We start from the raw sequence: 22,281 nt of genomic DNA, 5'->3' as shown, positions 1-22,281 counted from the left end.
TATGCAAGACAGAGATTGCCAAAAAAAATCTGTCTAGCGAGGTTTGTCATTACAAACTGCATAACGCTTCGCAACAAAATAAATAAATGCATAACAATACAAGTCAATTTGCGAGCTGCTTCGCAAAGAAATAGTTAATTCAAAATAAATGCAAGAAAGTAAATTAATTATGAACCAAGATAAAATTCATTAAGAAAGATGGGATAGATAAAGGAGGGAGGTTGATGAAATGTAAAAACACAATACTAAGATGGCTTTTCGATAAAACCATCTTAGTAAACAATTTATTCGCTAATCAAACAGTAAACGGATATTTGATAGCCTCATGGCACTGGTACCCTTCGAGAGTAAAATCATCCGAAGTCACCCATGTTTCGAGGTCTTCTAATGACTGAATTTTGGGGTTAATAAACAATGAAGGGGAAGCAAACGGCTCACGTTTTAGTTGGACATCACGCATTAAAGGCAGTTGGTTTTCATAAATATGTGCATTCACAATTTTATGGTAAGCCTTACCTGCTTTATGGCCTGAAATACGAGCCATAAGAGCGAGCAAAACAAAACATTGTACTTGGTTGAAATTTAAACCAAGCGGTACATCACAGCTACGTTGGTAAGATGTTAAATGTAGGGTATCACCTAGCAATGAAAAAGTATGAGTATGCATGCAGGGACGCAAGCAACCCATTTCAAATTCACCAGGGTTATAGAAAGTGATAATTTCTGCGCGGTCATCAATTCCATTTTTTAAGTTATTGACGACTTTTTTCAGCTGATCTAAATGTGTTCCATCTGGGCGTTGCCATGAGCGCCCTTGAACACCATATACGCGGCCCATATCATCCTCACCTTTGCGATAAGGGTTATTCAGCCATGCTTGGTTCTCATTTGCATTGGCATTCCATGTATTACAACCAATTTCACGAAATTGAGCCGCATTGTCGTAGCCACGTAGATAACCAAGAAGCTCAGCTATCGCCGCTTTATAAAAGCTTTTACGAGTCGTAATCAAGGGGAATTGATTATTGCCCACATCATATTCAAGGTCAGCGTTAATAACGGTTAAACAACGAACACCTGTTCGTTTATTCTCAACCCATTGCCCTTCATCAATAATACGTTGGCATAAATCAAGATACGGCTTCATAGTGACTCTCTTTTAAAAAAATAACTTAAGTGGCTAACCTTTGTCTTGCTGTACTTCATTGCTTTATTTACAAAATAGTTATATTCAACAGACTAAGTTAGCCCCAATAATTGTATTTATTAACTCTTTGTAGGCTCTTTTAGTGGCTTATGGGCTGGCACATTTTTGCCATATTTGTAAGCCCAAACAATCATCAGAACTCCAATAATAATCATCGGAATTGATAGAATTTGTCCCATACTAATACCACCAAATAAACCAAGCTGTGCGTCTGGTTGCCTAAAGAATTCAACTATGATCCTAAATGCACCATAACCAATCAAGAATAACCCAGAAACACTCCCCATTGGACGAGGTTTACGCACAAATAAGTTCAAAATAAGGAACAGAACAATTCCCTCTAAGAACATTTCATAAAGCTGTGATGGGTGTCTTGGTAGCACACCATACTGCTCTAATATGGGTAATAACGAAGGGTCCTGTGCGGCAAGTTGAATATCTTCACTGCGTGAATGTGGGAATAAAAATGCCCATGGCGTATCGAGTGTTACTCGTCCCCATAGCTCCCCATTAATAAAGTTCCCAATACGGCCCATGCCTAAGCCAAATGGGATCAATGGTGCAACAAAGTCAGATACTTGCAGGAAACGACGGCGAGTACGGTGAGCAAACCACATCATGGCACATATCACACCGATTAGGCCGCCATGGAAGGACATGCCACCATCCCAAACCTTAAATAGATATAAAGGATCGTCAAGAAAAACAGGGAGATTATAAAAGAAAACGTAACCTAACCGACCACCGACAAATACGCCAACAAAGCCAACATACAGCAAGTTTTCTACTTCGTTTTTTGTCCAGCCACTATTGGGTTTTGCAGCGCGACGCCCTGCTAGCCAAAGGGCAAAAACAAAGCCAACAAGGTACATAAAGCCATACCAGTGTAACGATACTGGCCCAATTGAGAACATAACAGGATCTATTTCCGGAAATGCTAAGTAGTTGTTACTCATTGTTCCCCACTTTTTAATCATTAAGCCAACTACTCGTCGACTATTACGTATTCAACAGGCTTCAATTTGTGAAGCCCCTGAAGCATACAACAAAAAGTATAGTCATTTATACTTGATATTTTTCAAACTAAACCAAATTAAATACTTACATCTTGTTGTAAGTTAAATCCCACCACGTACAAAACCGCCTAAATGGTGTTGCTCCATAAATTCACTCGCCTCTAGCCTGACACTATCACTCGTTTCCGCAGCCAATAACTTCGGTACTAACTGCGACATCAAGGTTGGGTCAAGCTGGCGGATTAAATATTTCATGCGAGGAACACTACGCCCACTCATACTTAAGGAGCGATATCCTAGAGCAATTAATACCATTGCGCTGAGTGGCTGCCCTGCCATTTCCCCACAAACACTTACAGGGAGTTGAAGGCGTTGGCACTCTTCACTTACTTTTGCTAAAAAGCGCACAATTGAGGGATGAAGATTATCATATAGCGCCGCTACATGGGTGTTATTACGGTCAACAGCAAGTAAATATTGTGTAAAGTCATTAGTCCCGATAGAGATAAAATCAACGCGTTTTTTTATTTCCGGTAATAGAAATAGCAAAGAAGGAACTTCAAGCATAATACCAATTTGGGGCATCTCAACTGGCATTTTTAATAAAAAACTCACTTCGTCCCTTGCTCTTTTTATCAGCAAAATTGCTTCGTCTATCTCATTAACACTGGTCACCATCGGTAATAAAATACGTAAATTACCTGAAAACATATTCGCCCGTAACATAGCCCTTAGCTGGATTAAAAAAATCTCGGGCTGGTCCAACATGATGCGAATACCGCGCCAGCCTAAGCTTGGGTTTTCTTCGCTAATTGGCATGTATGGCAACTGTTTGTCAGCCCCTATATCAAGGGTTCTTAACACTACAGGCTTGGTAGGGAAAAGTTGTAAAACTTCTTTATAGAGTTGTTTTTGCTCATCTTCCGAGGGAAAACCATTGTGCAACATAAAAGGCAGTTCAGTACGATACAGGCCAACGCCATCAACCCCTGTGTTAATCTGTTGCTCGTAGCGCGGACTTAAACCTGCATTAAGGTAAATATGAACTTGTTCGCCGCCTTTAAGTGTTGCATCTTGTTCAAGAGTTCCTTCCGCTAAGCGACTAATAACATTTTCTTCTTCAATGATTTGCTGGTATTCCTGAACAATTAAATTTTCAGGTTCAATAAAGAGCTCACCACGGTAACCATCCAATATTAAATGGCGGTTATGTAATAACGAAGGCTCAATATCCGCCCCCATAATCGCAGGAATTCCCATAGCTCTGATTAAGATAGCGGAATGAGAATGCGTTGCTCCGTCACGCACGACCACACCAGCAAGTTGCTCAATAGGTAACTCCGCCAATACACTAGCACTTAATTCATCAGCAACTAAAATAAAACGTTCTGGCCATTGCTCATTTGCGGTAAGTGAATCATCAAGATGAAATAATAAGCGTTGACCTAATGCTTTTAAATCGGCCCCTCTTTCCCTTAAATAAAGGTCACGCAGGCGAGAAAACTGCTCTACATAATTTTCAATAACTGTTTTAACTGCCCATTCAGCAGTTGCGTTATCATTGATGGCGGCAAACAGATGTTTTTTTAGCTGTGGGTCACTCAGTAAATGATTGTAGAGATCAAATATCGCCGCACTTTCTTTTGCTGAGCTCGCCATAAAACGTTTACTAATACGACGACATTCCGCTGTAGCACTTTCGAGGGCGGCGACAAGGCGTTGTTTTTCTTTGTCGATATCAATAGCGCTTGCTTGAAAAATACTATCTAAAGAAGGTTGGGAACTATCTTGCCATCCATAAGCCATTGCAATTCCTTGTGATACAGGAATCGCTTTAATTCTATTTTGCCGATATTGCCCAAAAATACCTTTTGCTTGTGCTTGCGACAAAATCACGGCGAGTTGCATCGACAACGTTACCATGAAAGATTCTTCGGTTTCATTAAACAGCCGTTTTTCCCGTTGCTGTACGACCAGCACGCCTAATAATTGGCGACGGTATACCACGGGAACACCTAAGAAAGCTTTTAATTGTTCTTCTTTAAGCTGAGGCAGGAATTTATATTGAGGATGTTCACGAATATCGGCTAGATTGAGCATCTCAGACTGGCGCCCTACGGCCCCTACGACACCTTCATCAAAACCTAGACGAATAGCAATCCCGCTAGGTTTTTTTAACCCGCGGGTTGCCATTAAGTAATAGCATTGGCGAGGGTGATCAGCTAAATAAATGGAACAAACGTCTGTTCTCATTGCTTTGCAGGTCTCATTCACCAACACTTCTAGCGCATCAGTCAAACTTGTCGCCATTGCAACTTTTTCGACAATTTCACGTAAACGCGTCAACATAGGCTACTTTGCTCCACGCCTACGGTTATTAAAAGAGGGCCGTTGTGGTAATTTTTGTTCCTGTAAAGGCATAACTACGGGAGCGAATTCTTTCATGACACGCCGATAAACTTCACGTTTAAAAGAAACCACCTGCCTAACAGGATACCAATAACTGACCCATCGCCAGCCATCAAATTCTGGCGATTTACTGCGCTGCACGTTTATATCGGCATCATTGCATTGAAGTTGAAGTAAAAACCAACGCTGTTTCTGCCCAATACAAACAGGTTTTGTATCCCAACGCACCAAACGCTTGGGTAATTTGTAACGTAACCAATTACGGGTAGATGCCAATAACCTGACATCTTTACGCTGTAGCCCGACTTCTTCGTATAGCTCACGATACATCGCCTGTTCCGGCGATTCCCCAGGATTGATGCCTCCTTGAGGAAACTGCCATGAGTGCTGACCATAGCGGCGGGCCCATAAAACTTGCCCTTGCCGATTACAAATTACAATTCCTACATTCGGGCGGTAGCCATCATCATCAATCACAGACTACCTCAATAACCAAATTTGAAAGATGCCTAATTGTTTCACACATACCTAAACTGGTAAACCTATATCAATACAGTTTGCAGATATGTCTGAAGTCACTACAATAGTGAACATCTCAACGGGGTGCCGAACTTATTTCGGCTGAGAAATAACCCGTAGAACCTGATCCGGTTAATACCGGCGTAGGGATTTGAGCCTCCGTCTGCATATCTGCACCGGTTTCTCCTCAAATCCTGTGTCACTATCTTTTAGCGCAGGAAAAAGCATGTTTAAAAACAAAATTATAGCATCGTTCTTTACCTTTGGTGCACTCAGTTTAAGTCAATTAGCATGGGCGGATAAACCAACGCTTACTGTTTATACCTACGATTCCTTTGCCGCAGAGTGGGGTCCAGGGCCACAAATTAAAAAAAATTTCGAAGCGCAGTGCGATTGTGAATTAAAAATAGTGGCGCTGGGGGATGGTGTAGCCCTGCTAAACAGACTCAGAATGGAAGGAAAAAAAAGCAAAGCAGATGTGATTTTAGGGTTAGATAATAATTTATTAGATTCTGCTGAAAAAACAGGCCTGTTTGCTTCTGCCGACATTAATACCAGTGCATTGAAGCTGCCTATTTCGTGGGATAGCTCAACCTTCATTCCTTATGACTATGGCTATTTCGCATTCATATATGACACTAATAAAATTAAACAACCACCAACAAGTATGGATGCATTATTAAATAGTGAAAATAATTGGAAAATTATTTACCAAGATCCTCGAACCAGTACGCCCGGACTTGGCTTAATGCTGTGGATTGAAAAACTGTATGGCGACAAGTCTGCGGATGCATGGCAAAAAATGGCAGGCAAAACACTCACCGTAACTAAAGGTTGGAGTGAAGCTTATGGCCTGTTCTTAAAAGGGGAAGGTGATTTTGTACTCAGTTATACCTCATCGCCGGGTTATCAAATGCTTAATGACCAAAAAGATAACTATGCTGCGGCATTATTTAATGAGGGTCACTATATGCAAGTTGAGGTGGCAGCAAGGCTGAAAAATAGCCCACAGCCGGAGCTTGCCAAGCAGTTCTTGCAGTTTGTCTTAACACCTGAATTCCAAAATACCCTGCCAACAACAAACTGGATGTATCCGGTCATTGATATTCCCTTACCTGAGGTATACAACCAGTTACCTCTACCTGAAAAAGCCTTACAATTTAGTTCTCAAGAAGTGGCCAAAGAACGCCAAAATTGGACTCGTTTATGGCAAACCGCCGTCAGTCGCTAATTAATTTGTCTCTACTACCGGGGGCATTGGCCTCCGGATTACTGATTACGGTTGCACTCATTAGTTTTGGTGCACTGTGGTTTTTTGCACCTGAAATTTCAATGGCTGACATTATTAGCGATAGCTATTTGTGGCATGTGATTGGGTTTACCTTTTGGCAGGCTTTTTTATCCGCTATTTTTTCTGTGATCCCTGCCATTTTTCTCGCAAGAGCATTACATCGCCGTCGTTTTTTTGGGCGAACTCTATTTTTACGCCTATGTGCAATGACATTGGTTCTTCCGGTATTAGTTGCCGTGTTTGGTATTTTATCAGTTTACGGGCAAACGGGTTGGCTGGCTAAACTTTGTCAATTACTGGGATTTAATTACACCTTTTCACCTTATGGCCTAAAAGGCATTTTGCTAGCACATGTTTTCTTTAATATGCCACTAGCGACTCGTATGCTATTACAGTCTTTAGAAAATATCGCTATTGAGCAGAGACAAATTGCAGCACAACTGAGGTTCAATGAGTGGCAGCAATTTACTATTTTAGAATGGCCTTATTTACGGCGGCAAATATTACCTACTGCTGCGTTAATTTTTATGCTGTGCTTTGCCAGCTTTGCGACTGTGCTCGCTCTGGGCGGAGGTCCTGCAGCAACCACTATCGAATTGGCTATTTACCAAGCTCTTAACTATGATTTTGATTTAGGGCGAGCCACTATTTTGGCATTAATTCAGCTGTTCTTCTGTGTCGGTTTAATGTTTATCTGCCATAGAGTAAATAGTGTATTTTCAGTGGGGTTTAGCCAACAAGCGCAATGGGTTGACCCCGCTGATAACGCATTTCGTCGTATTCGTGACCTGCTGCTCATTGTCGCTGCCATGTTATTGCTACTTCCCCCACTATTCGCGGTTATTTTCGATGGGTTAAATGGGCAACTTTGGGCGGTATTGCAGCAACCCGCCTTATGGCAAGCCACGGCAACCTCTGTGTTTATTGCACTGTGTGCTGGTACTGTCTGCGTGGTACTTACCTTAATGTTGTTATGGAGCAGCCGTGAATTGCGCTTACGCCAAGCGGCTCGTCTAGGGCAAGCCTTAGAACTTAGTGGGTTAATTATTTTAGCCATGCCCGGTATCGTGCTCGCGACAGGTTTTTTTATCTTTTTTAATGAAACGGTGGGCTTACCTGAATCCCCTTACCCATTAGTTATCATGACTAACGCTTTGTTAGCCATTCCCTATGCGTTAAAAGTATTAGAAAACCCCATGCGAGACAGCGCTGAGCGCTATAACCCATTGTGCCAATCACTTGGCATTTCTGGTTTTAATCGTTTCCAACTTATTGAACTTAAAGCATTACGCAAACCTATTTCCCAAGCTCTCGCATTTGCTTGTGTTATCTCAATTGGTGATTTTGGTGTTGTCGCGTTATTTGGCAATGATAACTTCCGCACACTCCCTTATTATCTTTATCAGCAAATAGGGGCTTACCGGTCAAACGATGGGGCTGTTACGGCCATGTTATTATTATTACTTTGCTTTTGCTTATTTAGCTTGATTGAACGTATCTCAGGAAAACACCATGATTAAATTGACTCAGCTAGATTACCAATACGACAACCTGACAATGTCATTTGATTTTTCTGTTCAGTCTGGTGAGTCTGTGGCAGTTATGGGGCCAAGTGGTGCTGGGAAAAGTACGCTATTAAGCCTGATTAGCGGCTTTCAATTTCCCCAAAGCGGAACGATTGTGCTCAATGGCGAAGACCATACTTTTAGCCCTCCAGCTAAGCGCCCTGTTTCTATGTTATTTCAAGAAAATAATTTATTTTCACACCTGACAATCCGGCAAAACATTGGTCTTGGACTGCAACCCAATTTACGCCTGAATAAAACGCAAATTCAGCGAGTTGAGCAAATGGCGAGCCGTGTCAGCCTGAGTGAATGTTTAGATAGGTTACCAGCACAACTGTCGGGGGGGCAACGTCAACGCGCGGCATTAGCACGCTGCATGATCCGCAATCAACCAATTTTATTACTTGATGAGCCTTTTTCAGCTCTCGACCCTGCATTACGCCGAGAAATGCTGCTATTACTCAGGGAAATTTGTGCAGAAAAATCAATCACATTGTTAATGGTTTCTCATAATGTTGATGATGCTTTACAAATTGCCCCGCGGACACTGGTTATTGCAGAAGGTAATATTGCCTACGATGGTGATACTCAATACCTATTACAGGGACAAAGCGCTGCGTCTGCTTTACTGAGTATCATAAGCGTTTCCAATAATTAGCACTGTATAAATTCACACTATTCGCGTATATTTATCGTAACTATTTTTTATGCGAGTAGCCTAATGACCCAACTTATCGCTCCAGCAGAAAGAGGCTTTATTCTTAGCCGTCACTGGAAAGACACCCGCCACGGTGTTGAGGTCTCTTATTGGCTACTCACTAATAACCAACCTCAAAAGGTCACTGTTCCCTATCAAAAAGCCATTGGTTTTTTAGCTGAATCTCAATTCCCTCAAGTAAAACATCTATTAGATGAACAACCCAATATTACCTACCGGCTCCTTGGATTAATTGATTTTAAACGCGAAAAAGTCTATGCGATTTATTGCCAGCAATATCGACAATTACAGAATCTTGAAAAAAGCTGCAACGAATTGGGTGTCGAATTATTAGAAACAGATATTCGCCCAAGTGAACGGTATCTAATGGAACGCTTTATCGCGGCCTCTGTCTGGTTTTCTCAAAATCAGCAAGGAGAATTTCAACTAAAACCTTGCGAAGGCTACCGTCCCTTAATCAAAGCTGTTTCCCTTGATATCGAAACCAGCCAACATGGTGAACTCTATTCTATAGGGCTGTCTGGCTGTGGTGACAATGTGGTATTTATGTTAGGGCCAGAACAAGGGCCTGCATTGAGCTCTGAACATCGCTTAATCTATGTGAATAGCCGCCCGCAATTACTTCATAAGCTCAATGAATGGCTTCACCAATATGACCCTGATGCCATCATTGGTTGGAACCTAATCCAATTCGACTTACAAGTATTACAAAAGCATGCTGAGCGTTATGGCATCCCATTATTGTTTGGTCGACAAAACAAAAAATTGGAGTGGCGAGAGCATGGCTTTAAGCAAGGGGTATTTTTTGCCGCTGCTGAAGGCCGGTTAATTATTGATGGTATTGATGCATTAAAAGCAGCAACATGGAGTTTTTCATCATTTAGTTTAGAGTTTGTCGCTCAAGAACTCCTTGGCGAAGGTAAAGCGATTGATACCCCTTATGACCGAATGGATGAAATCAACCGCCGCTTTGCTCACGATAAACCCGCTCTAGCACACTACAATATTCAAGATTGTATTTTAGTCCATCGGATCTTTGAAAAAACGGATTTAATGGCTTTCTTGCAAGAACGTTCAACAGTAACTGGCCTTGCTGTTGATAAAATGGGCGGATCTGTCGCAGCATTCTCACACCTTTATATTCCCCGTCTACACCGCCTTGGCTTTGTCGCTCCCAACCTGACGGAACATAAAATGCAACTGAACCCCGGGGGCTTTGTCATGGACTCCCAACCTGGGCTATATGACTCCGTATTAGTTTTGGATTATAAAAGCCTATATCCTTCAATTATTAGAACTTTTCTCATCGACCCTGCGGGTATGATTGAAGGATTAGCGCATCCAGACCTTGAATATTCTGTTCCTGGTTTTCGCCAAGCTTGGTTTTCTCGTACAACCCACTGTTTACCCGATATTGTCAGCCATATCTGGCAAGAACGGGATAAAGCCAAAAAAGAGCATAATGCGCCACTATCCCAAGCGTTGAAAATTATTATGAACGCATTTGCTGGGGTACTAGGCGCTGAAGGGTGCCGTTTTTTTGACCCAAGACTGACTGCATCAATCACCATGCGTGGCCATGAAATTATGCGTACAACCAAACGTTTGATTGAGTCACAGGGTTACCAAGTTATTTATGGGGATACCGACTCCACATTTGTATGGTTACGAGACGCCCACAATGAAGAGCAAGCGCAAAAAATTGGCTTTGCTTTACGTGATTACGTGAATAGCTGGTGGAAAAAACATTTAGCTGAAGAATGGCAATTAGAGGGGGTTTTAGAGCTTGAATATGAAACCCATTACCGCCGATTTTTGATGCCAACGGTACGTGGTGCTGAAATGGGGAGTAAAAAACGCTATGCAGGGCTGAGTAAAGACACCATGGTATTTAGAGGGCTGGAAACCATTCGCTCAGACTGGACCCCCTTAGCACAAATATTCCAAAAAGAGCTCTATACCCGTATTTTTTATCGCCAACCTTACCGTGAATATATTCGTGAATATGTGCAAAATATTCGTTCAGGCCAATATGATGACCGTTTAGTTTACCGTAAACGCCTGCGCCGAAAATTGACTGATTACCAAAAAAATGTTCCTCCGCATGTTCGAGCTGCTCGTACCGCTGATGACTATAATTTAAAATTACAGCGCCCTTTGCAATATCAAAATGGTGGTTGGATAAACTATATTATCACTCAGGCAGGGCCTGAACCGCTGGAAATCATCACGGCAAAACCGGATTACGAACATTATATTTCCAAGCAAATCAAACCAATAGCAGATGCTATCTTGCCTTTCTTACAAGATGACTTTGATACCCTGCTAACTGGGCAAATTACCCTGTTGTTTTAAAATTTATTCTACCTTTGATGTTTTTTTAACAGGTGACGATAGCCTTCGGTTGAATTAATATATCGCCCCTTTGGTGTCTCGCACGTCTGGCTACACAAATTATGCGTGATAATCAACAATACTCATTATAATTCAAATAGACTGACTCATTGTCTCGGCCACAAGCCCAGCAAACGCCTTAGTGCTCACTTTGCTGCAATTTGAATAATTAAATGTGTATAATTAATCATCAGGTAACGACTATTTTTAAAATAATTCGAACTCTTCCTTGTGTAACTATTAATGAGCTACACCAACACTGGGCGAAGACACTGATAAAAATTGTCTTAAAAAATCTAAAAAATAAACTCTCAATTTTATGGAATTAAGTTAAATCTATGCCATTTACTCTTGGTCAACGCTGGATCAGCGATACAGAAAGCGAACTTGGATTAGGTGCCGTCGTGGCAATTGATGCCCGTATGGTAACGTTGCTTTTTCCTGCTAGTGGCGAAAACCGCCTTTACTCTAGCAGTGATGCCCCTATTACCCGAGTGATGTTTAATGAAGGTGATACCATTACCAGCCACGAAGGCTGGCAACTTCAAGTTGAAAGCATTGAAGAAGATAAAGGATTATTGACTTACATCGGCACACGTTTAGATACGCAAGAAACCGGTGTGAGCCTTAGAGAAGTGTTCCTTGACAGCAAGCTCACATTCAATAAGCCGCAAGATCGTCTATTTGCTGGGCAAATTGACCGTATGGACCGTTTCGCTTTACGCTTCCGTGCGCGCAAATTCCAAAGCGAGCAAGTCAAACATCAAGCGACAGGCCTACGCGGTATTCGTGCAAGCCTGATCCCACACCAATTACATATTGCCAATGAAGTGGGAAAACGCCACCATCCGCGTGTATTACTCGCTGACGAAGTCGGCTTAGGTAAAACCATTGAAGCGGGGATGATTATCCACCAGCAATTAATGGCAGGCCGTGCAGAGCGCGTCTTAGTTATTGTTCCTGATAGCTTACAGCACCAATGGCTGGTTGAGATGCTACGCCGCTTTAATCTGCGTTTTTCTTTGTTTGATGATAGCCGTTACAGTGAAGCACAGCATGATAGTGATAACCCATTTGAAACAGAACAACTCGTTCTGTGTTCACTGGATTTCGTCCGTCGTAACAAGCAGCGTTTTGACCAATTAGTTGAAGCGGGCTGGGATATGATGGTCGTCGACGAAGCTCATCACTTACAGTGGAGTGAGACCGCCCCGAGCCGCGAATATCAAGTTATTGAAACATTAGCTGAAAATATTCCTTCTATTTTGCTATTAACGGCAACACCAGAGCAACTTGGCCAAGAAAGCCACTTCGCTCGCTTGCGTTTACTTGACCCTAGCCGTTTTCATGATTACCAAGACTTTATTGCTGAGCAAGAAAACTACCGTCCTGTTGCTGATGCGGTTTCACTGTTGCTGTCGGGTGACAAACTGACTAATGACCAGCAAAATTTACTTAACGAATTAATCAAAGAACAAGATATCGAACCACTGCTAAAGGCTGCAAACCTTGAAGGTGAAGATGGCAATGCCGCGCGCCAAGAGCTGATCAACATGTTAATGGACCGCCATGGTACTAGCCGCCTGTTGTTCAGAAATACCCGAAATGGCGTCAAAGGCTTCCCTCGTCGTGAATTGCATTCGTTAAAAATGCCATTGCCCACCCAATACCAAACCGCAATTAAAGTGGCTGGTATTATGGGCAGTAAAAAAGACGTTGAAACACGTGCAAAAGAAATGCTCTACCCTGAGCAAATTTACCAAGAGTTCGAAGGTGAAAACGCCACGTGGTGGAACTTTGACCCGCGGGTTGAGTGGTTAATGGGCTTTTTGACCGCAAACCGCCATGAAAAAGTGTTAGTGATCTGCGCGAAAGCCGCAACTGCACTACAATTGGAGCAAGTGTTACGTGAACGCGAAGCGATTCGTGCTGCCGTGTTCCACGAAGGGTTATCGTTATTAGAACGTGACCGAGCTGCTGCCTATTTCGCCTCTCAAGAAGAAGGCGCGCAGGTTCTATTATGTTCTGAAATCGGTTCTGAAGGGCGTAACTTCCAATTTGCTAACCAGTTGGTGATGTTCGACCTGCCGTTTAATCCAGACTTACTCGAGCAACGTATCGGCCGTTTAGACCGTATTGGACAAAGCCGTGATATCAGCATTCATGTGCCTTATTTAGAAAATACCGCACAATCTGTGTTGATCCGCTGGTATCACGAAGGCTTAGATGCCTTTGAACATACCTGCCCAACAGGCCGAGCTATCTACGATAAATACTACCAACCATTACTGCAATTTATGGCTGAACCGACAGTCACAGAAGGTTTTGATGAATTTATTAAAACCTGCCGTGCAGAGCATGACAGCTTGAAATTGCAATTGGAACAAGGCCGTGACCGTTTACTTGAAATGCATTCAAACGGTGGCGAGTCTGGCAATCTGTTGGCTGAAGAAATTGGTGAAGGTGATAACGATACCGAATTGGTTAACTTTGCACTCAATCTTTTTGATATTGTCGGTATTAATCAAGAAGATAAAAGTGATAACCTGATTATCCTCACACCTTCAGACCATATGTTAGTACCTGATTTCCCAGGACTTCCTCAAGATGGTTGCACCATCACGTTTGATAGAGAGCAAGCACTTTCTCGTGAAGATACGCAATTTATCAGCTGGGAGCACCCTATTATTCGTAATGGTTTAGATTTAGTGCTATCTGGCGATACCGGCAGCTGTGCGGTTTCTTTATTGAAAAACAAAGCGCTGCCTGTTGGCACCTTATTGACTGAACTGATTTACGTTGTGGAAGCTCAAGCGCCTAAGAACCTGCAAATTAGCCGTTTCTTACCCGCGACTCCGGTACGCTTATTAATTGATTTAAAAGGTAATAACTTATCATCTCAAGTTGAGTTTGAAAGTTTTAACCGCCAATTAAATGCCATTAACCGCCATATGGCAAGCAAACTGGTCAATGCAGTACAAAATGAGGTTCATTCGGTATTACGCTTATCTGAGCCAATGATCGAAAAAGAAGCCAAGGCATTGATAGAAAATGCAAAAGAAGCGGCTGATAAGGCGCTAACGTTGGAGCTTTCTCGTTTAGAAGCACTAAAAGCGGTCAACCCAAATATCCGTGATGAAGAACTTGATATTATTGAGGAAGAACGCCAACAACTGATGACTAATATCGACCAAGCTACATGGCGACTAGATGCGATTCGTTTAGTTGTGGTAACTCATCAGTAGCCGACTTGCTGTGAGTACGCTGTTGCTCATTCAAATAGCTTATTATTAGTAATTTGAATTATAGTAAGCGTAAACTAAAATAGTCACTTATTTCTCCCTCATCTGAGGGAGAAATTATTTAAAAGCTTCGGAGTTACACACGTTATGATGGAACCCTACCAACCTGCTGTTGAACCTTGGTTGCATATACTTTACCAAGATGCTCACATCATTGTGGTGAATAAACCTAGCGGGTTACTCTCTGTTCCCGGAAAAGCGCCAGAGCACCATGACAGCATTATGAGCCGTGTTCAGCGTGATTTTCCCGCCGCTGAATCCGTACATCGGTTAGATATGGCGACAAGTGGCGTCATGGTTGTGGCACTGCACAAAAAAGCTGAACGCGAACTTAAACGCCAATTTAGAGAGCGTGAGCCGAAAAAATTCTATATTGCTCGTGTTTGGGGTCATTTAGAAAAAGAAGAAGGCTTGGTTGATTTGCCGCTAATTTGTGATTGGCCAAACCGCCCTAAGCAAAAAGTGTGTTTCGAAACAGGGAAATCAGCACAAACTGAATACCAAGTTTTACAATACGAAGAACAAGCCACTCGCGTAAAGCTTTCCCCTATTACGGGTCGTTCGCACCAACTTAGAGTCCATATGTTAGCATTAGGTCACCCTATCCTTGGTGATCGCTTCTATGCACACGATGAGGCCAAAACGCTAGCTACTCGCTTACAATTACATGCTCAGGAATTATACATCACCCACCCTGAATACGGCACGCCAATGCATTTTACCTGCCCACCGGATTTTTAACGGTCTCTAATCGATTGATTAGATTTCAATATTACCAGTGCAAAAATTAACTCACTCTGTTTTTGCGCTGATTATTTTCCCGTTTGTTTTTACCCTAAGAACATACATAACTATGTAACTAGGGTGCGCGAGCGCAGCCAACAAAAAACGGAAGCGAAATAATCCATTTTAATTATTCCCCTGATTTCCCCTAAATAGTTCGTGTTGCAGCTAGGCGGCAAGAGAGCAAATCCTTAGGAGCGTAGATAACTACGTGACTAGGGTTCATGAATGAAGACAACAAAGCGAGATTTTTGGTTTTTCTTCGTTAGCCTGATTTCCCCTAAATAGTTCGTGATGCAGCTAGGCGGCAAGAGAGCGAATTCCTAGGAGCATACAGTAGTATGTGACTAGGGTTCGCGAGCGCAGCCAACAACGCTGCGGCGCGAAATATGACGGGGAAATTTATTTGAAGCCGAGCTCCTTCTTAACTAAGTCATAAGCTGCTTGGATAGACTGCGCCTTTTGCTTAGCAATCTCCATCATTTCTGGCGGCAAACCTTTCGCAACCAATTTATCTGGGTGATGTTCGCTCATTAATTTACGATAGGCACGCTTAATTTTTGTTGGGTCATCACTCGGGGACACACCAAGGACTTTACAAGCATCTTCGAGGGTTGGGCCATTCGATTGCTGATAATACCCTCCTGATTGCTGCTGAGAGTACCCTTGGCCAAATTGGCGACCACTTTGGATCATATCCAAGAACTGTTCAAATTGAACCTTAGAAATACCCAATTCCTCAGCAATAATAAACAATACTTTTCGTTCGTTTGGATGTAGCTGCCCATCTGCAAAAGCCGCCTGTAATTGAATTTCCAGAAACATCTGAATTAAGTCAAAACGGCCATAACAGGCCATACGTAATTGTTTTAATACATCACGTAATGGAAAGTTAGGGGATTTGCCTTCTCTAAATGCTTGTTGAGCCGCTTTTCGTGTTTCTCCGTGTAATTGCATTCTGTCCATTAAATTGGTTGCAAGCTGAATATCTGTCTCGGTTACACGGCCTTTGGACTTCGTTAAATGCCCCAAAATTTGGAAAGTGCTAGCAAAGAAAATAATTTGGCGATCACGCTTATTCATTCTCCCTGCAAATTTACGTTGAATCGATGCTTTATCAAAACCATGCCCAATAATTAACCCAATTAGCGCCCCCCAAAAACCCAATCCAGAGACGATTGCGAGTATAACGCCAATAATTTTGCCCCAATAGTGCATATATCCCTCAATTCTTCAATGCTCAAAATGCAATTTTGCATTATCATACTATTCATTCAGCTCTATGCATAACTACCCGCGCGTAAAGTTTCTTACATTATACTGGCGCAAAGTGGTTGGCTAAGTTAGTCTTTGAGCGTTTGCTGGCGATGCCAATGATGACGGAACCCCATATTTAATGATGAAAAAAAGCTATCCAACACTACTCGCCACCATGGTATGGGCGGCAATTTATAGTCAGCAAGCGCATGCTGACCTTGCACAGCAGTGTATGCTGGGTGTCCCTGTTTACACAAAACCGATTGTAAAAGGTGACCCTAACGACCTGCCGATTCACATTACCGCTGAAGATGTCCGTGGTGAATACCCGAATTTTGTTGAATATGAAGGTAATGTCGATATTCAACAAGGGAACCAAACATTAACCGCTGATAAGGTTAAACTCACGCAAACAGAAACTGCGGGTGAGCTGCCTGTCCGTGAAGTAACCGCCACGGGTAATGTTCACTACGATGACCCACAAATTATCTTAAAAGGCCCTTCTGCGTGGTCTAACTTAGATAATAAAAACACTGATGTAAATGATGGTAACTACATGATGGTAGGCCGTCAGGGACGTGGTGACGCGACAAAAATGAAAATGCGTGGTGAAAACCGTTACTCTATTATGGAAAACGGCACATTCACGACCTGTTTACCCGGCAATAATAGCTGGAGCGTTGCGGGCTCTGAAGTGATTATCGACCGCGAAGAAGAAGTGGCTGAAATTTGGCATGCACGTTTTAAAGTGGGTGACGTGCCTATTTTCTATAGCCCATATATGCAATTGCCGATTGGTAATAAACGCCGTTCCGGTTTTTTAATTCCGACGGGAAGCTATTCAAGTAACGATGGGCTAGAGTTCTCATTACCTTATTATTGGAATATTGCGCCAAACTACGATGCCACGATTACCCCACAGTTTATGACCCACCGTGGTGTAAAATTAAACAATGAATTCCGTTACCTCATTGCTCCCGGTACAGGCACCGTGGCCTTTGATTTTCTAAATCATGACCGAGCTTATATCAAGGACAAAGAACGTGGTAAGCGTGAAGACCGTGATAGTGATGACCGTTGGTTATTCTATTGGCGCCATTCTGGGACTTACGCGGAACACTGGAACTTCAGCTCTGACTATACCAAAGTGAGCGACCCTAGCTATTTCACTGACTTTAGTTCCCAGTATGGTAGCACCACTGATGGCTACGCTACGCAAAAATTCAGTGCAGGTTATTCAGATACAAACTGGAATGCAAAAGTTACTCACAAACAATTCCAAATTTTTGCTGATAACCCCAACAAACGTGCTTATAAAGCAGAGCCACAAGTGGACTTCAATTATTATAAAAATAATTTAGGTGCCTTTGATGTGCATACTTACGCACAAGCTGCTCGTTTTACTAGTGTGGGGAAAAATAACCCTGATGCAACTCGCTTACACATCGAACCAGAAGTAAACCTGCCATTATCTAATGGCTGGGCAAATATGAATAACAGCATCAAATTGTATGCGACTCATTACGACCAAGATATCCCACGCTCAAATACAGATAAAAGCTTAGAAAAAAATGTGACTCGTGTTCTGCCAATGTTTAAAAGTGACGCGAAAGTTGTCTTCGAACGAGACCTTTTCCAAGGTAGTGATTTCGTTCAAACATTAGAACCACGTGTCCAATATTTATATATTCCGTATAAAGATCAAGATAATATCAATAACTTTGACTCTTCATTGTTGCAGTCAGACTATAGCGGTTTATTCCGTGACCGAATTTACAGTGGCCTTGACCGTATCGCCTCTGCAAACCAGTTCACCACAGGTGTTACAACCCGCGTGTATGATGATGCTTTAGCTGAGCGGTTTAATTTCTCAGTAGGTCAAATTTATTATTTCGAACGCCCACGTGCGGGTGATTCAAATCGCCCAATTGATGATAAAAGTAACACTGGTTCATTATTGTGGGCCACCGACTCTATGTGGCGAATTGATGATAACTGGGGCTTGCGTGGTGGTTTACAATATGACCGCCGCCTCGGTAATGTCACCATGGGGAATGCGGTTGCAGAATACCGTTTAGATGCCGATCGTTTAGTTCAGTTGAACTACCGTTTCGTTGACCGCGATTATATTCAAGCGACCTTCCGTCGTGAAGATACTGCGAATGGCGGCTATACCTATACACTGCCTGAATACCAACGTGGTATTTCACAGGTGGGTACTGTAGTTAGTTGGCCATTAAGCGAGCGCTGGGGTTTTGTGGGCTCATATTATTATGATACCAAACAACAGCAACCTGCGAGCCAACTTGTTGGTTTGCAATACAATACTTGCTGCTGGGCGGTCAATCTTGGCTATGAACGTAAGATAGTTGGTTGGCAAAAAGAGAAGTTCAGCAGTGAATATGATAATAAATGGTCAATCAATGTGGAACTTAGAGGCCTAAATAACAATCATAGTTTAGGTAGTCAGAAGATGTTAGAAAGTGGCATTATGCCTTATCAACGTGCTTTCTGATAAAAATAACATAGAGTTACTGTCAATAACTCAGGGGCAGTTAGGCGACAAGTGATTGAGTCGCTAGGAGCATACACAAGTATGTGACTAGTGCGAGTGAGCGCAGTCAACAACACTGCAACTTGAAGTATGACGAGTAAAAAGAGATTAGCCCGCTTTTGCGGAATCAAAGTCAATATTTATAGGACCATTATGAAGAATTGGAGAACGCTTATTCTGGGACTGATGTTCGCAAGCTCCACTGCTTTGGCTGCGCCTCAGCAAATGGATAAAGTGGCTGCGGTCGTCAATAACGGTGTTGTGCTGGAAAGTGACGTCCAGAATATGATCAACACAGTAAAACTGAATGCTCAGAACGCACGTCAACAGGTGCCTGATGATCAAACTCTGCGTCATCAGATCCTTGAGCGTCTCGTTATGGATAACATCATTTTGCAAATGGCTAGCCAAATGCAAATCAATATTCCAGATGAAGCCGTGGATGCAACTATTACTGATATCGCTCGTCAAAACGGTTTAACACTACAGCAAATGCAACAACGTTTAACCGCTGATGGCATCAATATGAATCAGTATCGTAGCGAAATTCGTAAAGAGATGCTGATCGCTGAAGTGCGTAACAATGAAGTTCGCCGCCGAGTGACCATTTTACCTCAAGAGGTTGATTCTCTTGCTGAACAAATGAGCTCACAAGCAAATTATGAGATGGGCGTTAATTTAAGCCATATCTTGATTCCGTTAGCAGAAAATCCAACACAGGAACAACTAAAAACCGCTGAAGCATTAGTGGATAAAATTTTAGCTGAACTGAAAAAAGGCGGAGATTTCGGTAAGTTAGCTATCGCTTATTCAGCAGATCCTCAAGCACTGAAAGGCGGTAATATGGGTTGGTCACGCCTGCAAGAATTACCCGTTGTGTTTGCTGAACAACTGAAAAATGCGAAAAAAGGTGATGTTGTCGGCCCTATTCGCTCTGGTGTCGGCTACCATATTTTACGTGTTAACGATGTCAGTGGTGGCAGCCAACCTATTTCTGTCACAGAAGTGAAAGCACGCCACATCTTGATTAAGTCATCACCAATTATGGATGATGCACAGGCAAGACAAAAATTAACCAAAATTGCTCAGGAAATTCGTTCAGGCAAAATCTCATTTGAAGATGCAGCAAGAGAAAACTCTGAAGACCCAGGTAGTGCGTTAAAAGGCGGTGAATTAGGTTGGAATATGCCTGATATCTATGACCCAGCTTTCCGCGATGCGCTAATGAGACTGAATAAAGGTGAATTAAGCCAACCTGTTCAATCAAACTTTGGATGGCACCTAATTCAATTAGAAGACACACGCAACGTTGATAAAACAGACGCGGCGCAAAAAGATCAAGCTTACCGTTTACTGTTTAATCGTAAATTTAACGAAGAAGCACAAAGCTGGATGCAAGAACAACGCGCTTCTGCTTACGTGAAAATAGTTGATGGTCGTGACAGCCAATCTACAGATGAAAAAACAAATTAAGCCTGTTGTTATCACCCCCGGCGAGCCAGCCGGGGTTGGTCCAGACCTACTTATTCAGCTAGCTCAACAGCAATGGCCTGTTGAGTTGGTTGCTTGTGCCGATCCTGATTTATTACGCCAGCGTGCCAAAGCGCTAAATTTGCCTCTGACATTAACTGAATATTCCCCCAATTCAATTAATGAAGAACAGCCTGCAGGTCACTTATCCGTTCTACCTGTTCATTTAGTAACGCCTGCAAAGGCAGGTGTACTTAATGTTGATAATGGCCAATATGTTGTGGAGAGCTTAGCAAAAGCATGTGACGGCTGTTTAAATGGCGAATTTTCAGCGCTTGTAACAGGTCCCGTACATAAAGGGATTATTAATGATGCAGGCATGTCATTTAGTGGTCACACGGAATTCTTTGCACAACGAAGTGGCTGTGAACGCGTTGTTATGATGCTAGCTACCGAAGAACTGCGTGTTGCATTAGCCACAACGCATCTGCCACTCAAGGACGTGTCGGCCGCTATTACCCAACAAAGCCTTCATGAAGTCATCACCATTTTACACCATGATTTACAAACCAAATTTGGTATTGAAAAACCGGCCATCTATGTTTGTGGTTTAAATCCACATGCAGGAGAAGGCGGCCATATGGGTACCGAAGAAATTGATACTATAGAGCCTGCACTTGAAAGCCTACGTACAAAAGGGATTAATTTGATTGGGCCATTGCCTGCAGATACCCTATTTCAAGCTAAGTATTTAGACCATGCAGACGCAGTGTTAGCAATGTATCACGATCAGGGCCTTCCTGTGTTAAAATACCAAGGTTTTGGCAGAGCAGTAAATATCACTCTCGGCCTGCCTTTTATCCGTACCTCTGTCGACCATGGGACAGCCCTTGAGCTCGCGGGGACGGGTCATGCTGATGCGGGAAGTTTTATCACCGCATTAAAGTTAGCTATCCAAATGACATCTAAGAATACATGAATAATCGAGTCCATCAGGGGCACTTTGCCCGCAAACGTTTCGGGCAGAACTTTTTAACTGACCAATTTATTATCGACAGCATCGTGGATGCCATGAACCCGCTGCCAGGTCAGTCCATTGTAGAAATTGGTCCCGGCTTAGGTGCCTTAACCGAACCTGTCGGTAGCCGAATCGATAAAATGACCGTAGTTGAACTTGACCGTGACCTTGCTGCACGTTTACACGTTCATCCTCAACTAAAAGATAAATTGACTATCATTCAGCAAGATGCAATGACAGTAGATTTTGGTGAATTAGCCAAACAAGCGGGCCAGCCCCTGCGCGTTTTTGGTAACTTGCCTTACAACATCTCCACACCGTTAATGTTTCACTTATTCACATTCACCAATTCTATTTCTGACATGAATTTCATGTTACAAAAAGAAGTGGTGAATCGTCTGGTTGCAGGACCAGGTAGCAAAGCCTTTGGGCGCTTGAGTGTTATGGCGCAATATTATTGCAACGTGGTGCCTGTGTTGGAAGTACCACCAACCGCATTTACACCAGCGCCAAAAGTAGATTCAGCCATTGTTAGGTTGATTCCTCATCGTGAAAACCCGTATCCGGTAAAAGATATTAAATTTTTAAGCCGTATTACCACACAAGCTTTCAACCAACGCCGTAAAACGATTCGTAATAGTTTAGGGGATTTATTCAGCGTTGAAGAGTTAACAGAACTGGGTATTGATTTAAGCACCCGAGCAGAAAATATTTCTGTTGAACAATATTGTAAAATGGCAAACTATCTCTCTAACCGTTCAGAATAGTCTGTTGAAGG

The 22,281-nt window shown here is 42.6% G+C and carries 15 protein-coding genes and 1 riboswitch; of the genes, 10 read left to right on the top strand and 5 right to left on the bottom strand.

Annotated features, from left to right (window positions below; genetic code table 11):
• Window positions 1-295: 295 nt before the first annotated feature.
• From M1F25_RS05830 to rppH, 4 genes are all read right to left on the bottom strand, one after another.
• Window positions 296-1,147 carry a thymidylate synthase gene (locus M1F25_RS05830; RefSeq protein WP_096864078.1) on the bottom strand — a complete coding sequence of 284 codons (852 nt, stop codon included), beginning with the start codon at window positions 1,145-1,147 and terminating at the stop codon, window positions 296-298.
• 119 nt (window positions 1,148-1,266) lie between these two features.
• Window positions 1,267-2,163: a prolipoprotein diacylglyceryl transferase gene (lgt, locus tag M1F25_RS05825; protein ID WP_094961113.1), complete on the bottom strand. Its 897-nt coding sequence runs from the start codon at window positions 2,161-2,163 to the stop codon at window positions 1,267-1,269.
• Between the two features lie 162 nt (window positions 2,164-2,325).
• Window positions 2,326-4,572 (bottom strand): phosphoenolpyruvate--protein phosphotransferase, encoded by a 2,247-nt coding sequence (gene ptsP, locus M1F25_RS05820; protein ID WP_110591272.1) that lies wholly within the window; start codon window positions 4,570-4,572, stop codon window positions 2,326-2,328.
• A gap of 3 nt (window positions 4,573-4,575) precedes the next feature.
• Window positions 4,576-5,109: an RNA pyrophosphohydrolase gene (gene rppH, locus M1F25_RS05815; RefSeq protein ID WP_004257639.1), complete on the bottom strand. Its 534-nt coding sequence runs from the start codon at window positions 5,107-5,109 to the stop codon at window positions 4,576-4,578.
• A 112-nt stretch (window positions 5,110-5,221) separates the two neighbouring features.
• A riboswitch (TPP riboswitch) is annotated at window positions 5,222-5,319 on the top strand.
• A 58-nt stretch (window positions 5,320-5,377) separates the two neighbouring features.
• On the opposite strand from rppH, the gene thiB reads away from it, so the two are divergent.
• The 6 genes from thiB to rluA all read left to right on the top strand — a co-directional run bounded on the left by thiB (window position 5,378) and on the right by rluA (window position 15,162).
• Entirely contained in the window at window positions 5,378-6,382 is a 1,005-nt protein-coding gene (thiB, locus tag M1F25_RS05810; RefSeq protein ID WP_136134320.1) for a thiamine ABC transporter substrate binding subunit, read from the top strand.
• Window positions 6,358-7,962 carry a thiamine/thiamine pyrophosphate ABC transporter permease ThiP gene (gene thiP, locus M1F25_RS05805; RefSeq protein ID WP_181489452.1) on the top strand — a complete coding sequence of 535 codons (1,605 nt, stop codon included), beginning with the start codon at window positions 6,358-6,360 and terminating at the stop codon, window positions 7,960-7,962. Before thiB ends, thiP begins: the two co-directional genes overlap by 25 nt.
• Window positions 7,955-8,665 (top strand): thiamine ABC transporter ATP-binding protein ThiQ, encoded by a 711-nt coding sequence (thiQ, locus tag M1F25_RS05800; protein WP_181489450.1) that lies wholly within the window; start codon window positions 7,955-7,957, stop codon window positions 8,663-8,665. Before thiP ends, thiQ begins: the two co-directional genes overlap by 8 nt.
• Before the next feature lie 63 nt (window positions 8,666-8,728).
• Entirely contained in the window at window positions 8,729-11,080 is a 2,352-nt protein-coding gene (locus M1F25_RS05795) for a DNA polymerase II (RefSeq protein ID WP_181489448.1), read from the top strand.
• Window positions 11,081-11,457: 377 nt separating this feature from the next.
• Window positions 11,458-14,364 (top strand): RNA polymerase-associated protein RapA, encoded by a 2,907-nt coding sequence (gene rapA, locus M1F25_RS05790; protein WP_094961107.1) that lies wholly within the window; start codon window positions 11,458-11,460, stop codon window positions 14,362-14,364.
• 144 nt (window positions 14,365-14,508) lie between these two features.
• On the top strand, window positions 14,509-15,162 hold the full coding sequence (gene rluA, locus M1F25_RS05785; protein ID WP_181489446.1) for a bifunctional tRNA pseudouridine(32) synthase/23S rRNA pseudouridine(746) synthase RluA: 654 nt from the start codon (window positions 14,509-14,511) through the stop codon (window positions 15,160-15,162).
• A 444-nt stretch (window positions 15,163-15,606) separates the two neighbouring features.
• Here the strand turns inward: rluA and djlA are convergent, their stop codons facing one another.
• The gene (djlA, locus tag M1F25_RS05780) at window positions 15,607-16,422 is read right to left on the bottom strand and encodes a co-chaperone DjlA (RefSeq protein WP_004257658.1); all 816 of its coding nucleotides are present in this window, start codon (window positions 16,420-16,422) and stop codon (window positions 15,607-15,609) included.
• 178 nt (window positions 16,423-16,600) lie between these two features.
• Here djlA and lptD point away from each other — a divergent pair, with 178 nt between their 5' ends.
• The 4 genes from lptD (at window position 16,601) to rsmA (ending at window position 22,270) form a co-directional block, all read left to right on the top strand.
• Window positions 16,601-18,976: an LPS assembly protein LptD gene (lptD, locus tag M1F25_RS05775; RefSeq protein WP_153674097.1), complete on the top strand. Its 2,376-nt coding sequence runs from the start codon at window positions 16,601-16,603 to the stop codon at window positions 18,974-18,976.
• 192 nt (window positions 18,977-19,168) lie between these two features.
• Window positions 19,169-20,488 (top strand): peptidylprolyl isomerase SurA, encoded by a 1,320-nt coding sequence (gene surA, locus M1F25_RS05770; protein ID WP_181489444.1) that lies wholly within the window; start codon window positions 19,169-19,171, stop codon window positions 20,486-20,488.
• A complete protein-coding gene (gene pdxA / locus M1F25_RS05765) occupies window positions 20,472-21,464 on the top strand; it encodes a 4-hydroxythreonine-4-phosphate dehydrogenase PdxA (protein ID WP_144139821.1) in 993 nt (330 codons plus the stop codon). Before surA ends, pdxA begins: the two co-directional genes overlap by 17 nt.
• Window positions 21,461-22,270 carry a 16S rRNA (adenine(1518)-N(6)/adenine(1519)-N(6))-dimethyltransferase RsmA gene (gene rsmA, locus M1F25_RS05760; protein ID WP_004257672.1) on the top strand — a complete coding sequence of 270 codons (810 nt, stop codon included), beginning with the start codon at window positions 21,461-21,463 and terminating at the stop codon, window positions 22,268-22,270. Before pdxA ends, rsmA begins: the two co-directional genes overlap by 4 nt.
• The last annotated feature ends 11 nt before the right edge of the window (window positions 22,271-22,281 follow it).

It is taken from the genome of Providencia sp. PROV109, from assembly GCF_033681625.1.
Lineage (GTDB): Bacteria > Pseudomonadota > Gammaproteobacteria > Enterobacterales > Enterobacteriaceae > Providencia > Providencia hangzhouensis.
The sequence above is the reverse complement of the archived record's forward strand: the minus strand, read 5'-3'. Positions and strand labels throughout refer to the sequence as shown.